This window comes from Terriglobus sp. YAF25 (assembly GCF_052113305.1).
Taxonomy (GTDB): Bacteria; Acidobacteriota; Terriglobia; order Terriglobales; family Acidobacteriaceae; genus Terriglobus.
Genome location: NZ_JBFRCY010000493.1, coordinates 1 through 3,552 on the forward strand (window position 1 = coordinate 1; position 3,552 = coordinate 3,552).

A 3,552-nucleotide genomic window follows, 5' to 3' on the forward strand; every position below is an offset into this window, starting at 1 on the left:
ATTGTGCAGCACGCGAATAACTATTCAAGCATTCAACTATTCAACAATCCAACCGCCTTTTAGCGCTTCCTCGGCATCGTGAGATCCAGATCCGTCGCGGTCATCTGCTTGGTGAGCAGAATGATCTGACCGGTGTGTTGCTGCAGATGACCTACGACCAGGTAGATGGCTTCTAACTTGGAGACGGCTCCCCAACTGCCTCCTGGTTGCGGGTCGGTCATCGTCATCAGGTCGTCGTGAGGCAGGCCGGCGATGACACTGCGTGCTTCTTCCAGAGTCGTGTCGAAGATGCGCAGCACGGTTTCGCGCGGCAGACGAATGGCGAGCGAAAACTCTTCGTCACGCTGACGGATATCGGGGTCTCCGGCGACGCCATGCATGATCCACTGGCGGATGTTCCCGGCCAGATGCAGCAGGAGATTAGCAACTGAGTTCTCATAGTCGCCGCCTCGTTGCCAAAGCTGATCGTCGGTGAGCCGGGCAATGCAATCGTGAATGTTCTTCACCGCAAGGCCTATGCGGCGTTCTGAAAAGGAGAGGAAGGTTCCAGCGAGGTCCTGTGCCATACCTTCCATTTTGCTTCATGCAAGACGGCGGAGCAGATTGCGTGTCAGTTCCAGGGTGCCTCCATAAACAACGTGAGCAGCCCAGTGTTGCAGGTGCGCTCCTGCTGGAGTCATGTTCGGAGGAGGAGACAGCCTGAAGGCAGGTACGGCAACCTCATCTGCACCGAGAAAGAGCAGGGTGCCAAAGGCCGTTCCACCGCCCGTGGTGACCTCCGGAGCAAGCTCTGCTGCGACACCGTATACCGCTCCCATAAGCGTGCCGAAGGCGTAGTGCACCGCCTGTCCAGCATGCCTTTTCTGATCGTTCGGAAGCCGGGTTCCTATGGCCCGGGAGATATGGCGGGCTACTTTTTCCGTGGAGTCTTCCTGCTGCTGTTCCTGTTGTTCCTGCGCTACCCGCTCATGCGCGATTGCCCACTCTGACTCGCCTTCGGCAAGTTTCTTTTGCTTCTCGATGGCTCTCTGTCCGGCTGCCGCAAATTTCTGAAACTGATCCATGACAAGGGTTGCGGCAACACCGGCAGTGGCGCCAATCAGAAGCCCTCGGCCAAGATTAGGTCGATTCGACATATTCCATCTCCTGCGGGAGATGAGAGGACAGAATCGTGTCCCGGGTTGCTAAGGGCACGCTCTAGAGGATTTTCCCTGTTGCCGGATATCCCGGAAGGCGTGTGCAGCGGCGTTTTCATTGCGAAAAACGCCCATAGATGCGGAAGCCCCTCCTCTACACCTACAGGGAAAATGCTCTAGTCAGCGCCATAGATGGTCTCAAGCAGCTCTACCGTGAGTTTGCGGAGTGGTTTCATCAGCGGAAGTGTAGAGACCTGAATGAGTCTGGTGACAATAGGCAACGACTTTTCCAGGAGCTTGAACGTGCGCCGCTGCGAAGGGCTTTGATCGTAGACCCAGTAAAGGATGATGCCCATCTGGTAGACCCAGAGCACAGCCGGGAGGTGGTGCGCCAGGTCGGCTGGGTATTTCACTTTATCGGCATCGAGTGCCTGCTGGAAGCTTTGAATATCGCGCTCCCGGATAGCGCGAGAGTCGTCGCTGAAAGGTGAGAGCGAATGGCCGGGGTTGGTATGGGCTGCCAGGGCTGAGAGCAGCGAACGGTTCGGCCGGAAGTGCTCGAGCTTGGTTGTGATGAGGGCATGCAGGCGGGCTTGAAGATTTTTATGTTTGCGAGCAAGTACCTCGGTCAGCAGAGGCTCGAGCTCCGCCTGTGATTGAGCATAGAAGGCAAGAACAAGCGCGTCCTTTGAAGCGAAGTAGTAATACGTTGCTCCCAGGGCGACGCCAGCTCCAGCGGCGATCTCGCGCATGGTGGTTTTCTCAAAGCCCTGTTCGCGAAAGAGGGCGAGCGCCGTGGAGAGGATCAGCGCCCGCGTCTCTTCGGATTTTTGCGTCTTGGTGATCATTGTGTGTCAGTCTGCGGTTCTGCCTGCTGCGGCGCAAAGCGTTGAGTGTAGTATGCCTGCTCCGCGGGTGTCCTGGGGTGACGCGCGGCTTTCCGCGCGCGGTTGAAGAGAAAGATGTTGAAGAAGTGCATCAGGCCCAGAATCAGCAGAACGGTTCCGATCTTGGTGCTGATCAACTCAATGGCCTGCTGCACATTTGTGACCGGATTGCCTTCGCGAAGAGCCAGCGTCACATAGCCGATGTTGATGAGATAGAAGCCGACGACGAGGAGATGATTTACGGAATCGGCCAACCCGGTATTACCGTGAAAGGCGTCGAGTAGAAAGACGCGGCCATTCTTATGAAGGGTCCGTGCGACCCAGACGACAGTGACAAGGCTGAGCAGCAGATAGGCGATATAGCAACCGACGAGATACATGGGTTTGGTTCTCCTTTCGGCGCGCCTTACTGAACGCGTTCAGTTTAATAGATGCGGCCAGGGAATGCTAGGGTCGCAAAATTTTGAACAGGTTCAGGATTGCAGGGTGGGACGGTAGAGCGTTTCCCTGTAGGTGCAGTGTCGGCTTCGGCATCTATGGGCGTTTTCCGCAATGAAAACGCCGCGGCACGCCTCTTCCGGGATACCCAGCAACAGGGAAAATGCTCTAGCTGGGGACGTGAACCCACTGCATTCCGGCAGCCTCGGCGGCCCGGATGCCGGCGTCGGCATCCTCGAACACGAGACAATCTACTGGCGCGACGTTCAGCCTCGCAGCGGCGGTCAGGAATGGTTCGGGATTGGGTTTGCCCTGCTTGTAGTCCTCAGCGCCGACGATGACAGGGAAGTAACTCAGCAGGTTAAGCGTGGTGAGTGTACGGCGAATGGAATCGCGCGGAGATCCGGAGACGATGGCGAACGGGATTTTGCCGAACTGCGCATGGACATGCTCGAGCACCGAGGCTACGGGTGTGACCTGGTCCAGCATGCTGAGATACAGGTCTTCCTTGCGATGGGCAACCGCGGCCGGATCGAGCTTATAGCCGAAATGCCGATTCAGATTCTCCACCACCCCGATAAGGGGAACGCCGCCCCAGGCATAGAAGAGATCTTCCGGAAAGGTACCGCCGGCCTCTTCCACGGCCTGCGTCCAGGAGACGAAATGCAGCGGCATGGTATCGGCGATGGTGCCGTCCATGTCAAAAAGGTAGGCTTTGAAGTTTCCGGCTGGGAGGTCGAGAGAATTCGTGTCCATACTCTATTTTGCCGTCCCGAGCAAATCTTCCAGCAACTGCGCGACGCCATCCTCCGCATGAGATGGCAGAACGCGCCATCCGTGCCGGCGCGCGAGAGCAAGTAAATCCGGTGGAGCGTTGGACATTAGAGCTGCGCTCCCCGCGGTCTGCAGCATCGAAAGATCGTTCCAGTTATCTCCGACCGCGAGCGTCTGCCCCATGGGAAGATTCAGGCTGCGGGCGAGCCGCTCCAGGGCAATGCCTTTGGAGCATCCTGCGGGAAGAATGTCGACGATGCAGAGATCGCGCTCCGGATACTCCGTGCGATGGATGGCGACGCGAGCTGTGTGCAGCC

Annotated in this window: 6 protein-coding genes; all 6 read right to left on the reverse strand. The window is 57.5% G+C overall.

The window, feature by feature from the left end; all coding sequences use genetic code 11:
* Positions 1-59: 59 nt before the first annotated feature.
* Entirely contained in the window at positions 60-566 is a 507-nt protein-coding gene (locus AB4043_RS18665) for a DinB family protein (RefSeq protein WP_442301346.1), read from the reverse strand.
* Between the two features lie 15 nt (positions 567-581).
* Positions 582-1,136: a DUF1440 domain-containing protein gene (locus tag AB4043_RS18670; RefSeq protein WP_442301347.1), complete on the reverse strand. Its 555-nt coding sequence runs from the start codon at positions 1,134-1,136 to the stop codon at positions 582-584.
* Positions 1,137-1,312: 176 nt separating this feature from the next.
* A complete protein-coding gene (locus AB4043_RS18675) occupies positions 1,313-1,984 on the reverse strand; it encodes a TetR family transcriptional regulator (RefSeq protein WP_442301348.1) in 672 nt (223 codons plus the stop codon).
* Complete coding sequence (locus AB4043_RS18680; protein ID WP_442301349.1) at positions 1,981-2,403, reverse strand: hypothetical protein; 423 nt, start codon at positions 2,401-2,403, stop codon at positions 1,981-1,983. The genes AB4043_RS18675 and AB4043_RS18680 overlap by 4 nt, the downstream gene beginning before the upstream one ends.
* Positions 2,404-2,629: 226 nt before the next feature.
* Positions 2,630-3,217: an HAD family hydrolase gene (locus tag AB4043_RS18685; RefSeq protein WP_442301350.1), complete on the reverse strand. Its 588-nt coding sequence runs from the start codon at positions 3,215-3,217 to the stop codon at positions 2,630-2,632.
* A gap of 3 nt (positions 3,218-3,220) precedes the next feature.
* The coding region (locus tag AB4043_RS18690; RefSeq protein ID WP_442307753.1) for an HAD family hydrolase at positions 3,221-3,552 on the reverse strand (332 nt) is incomplete at its 5' end.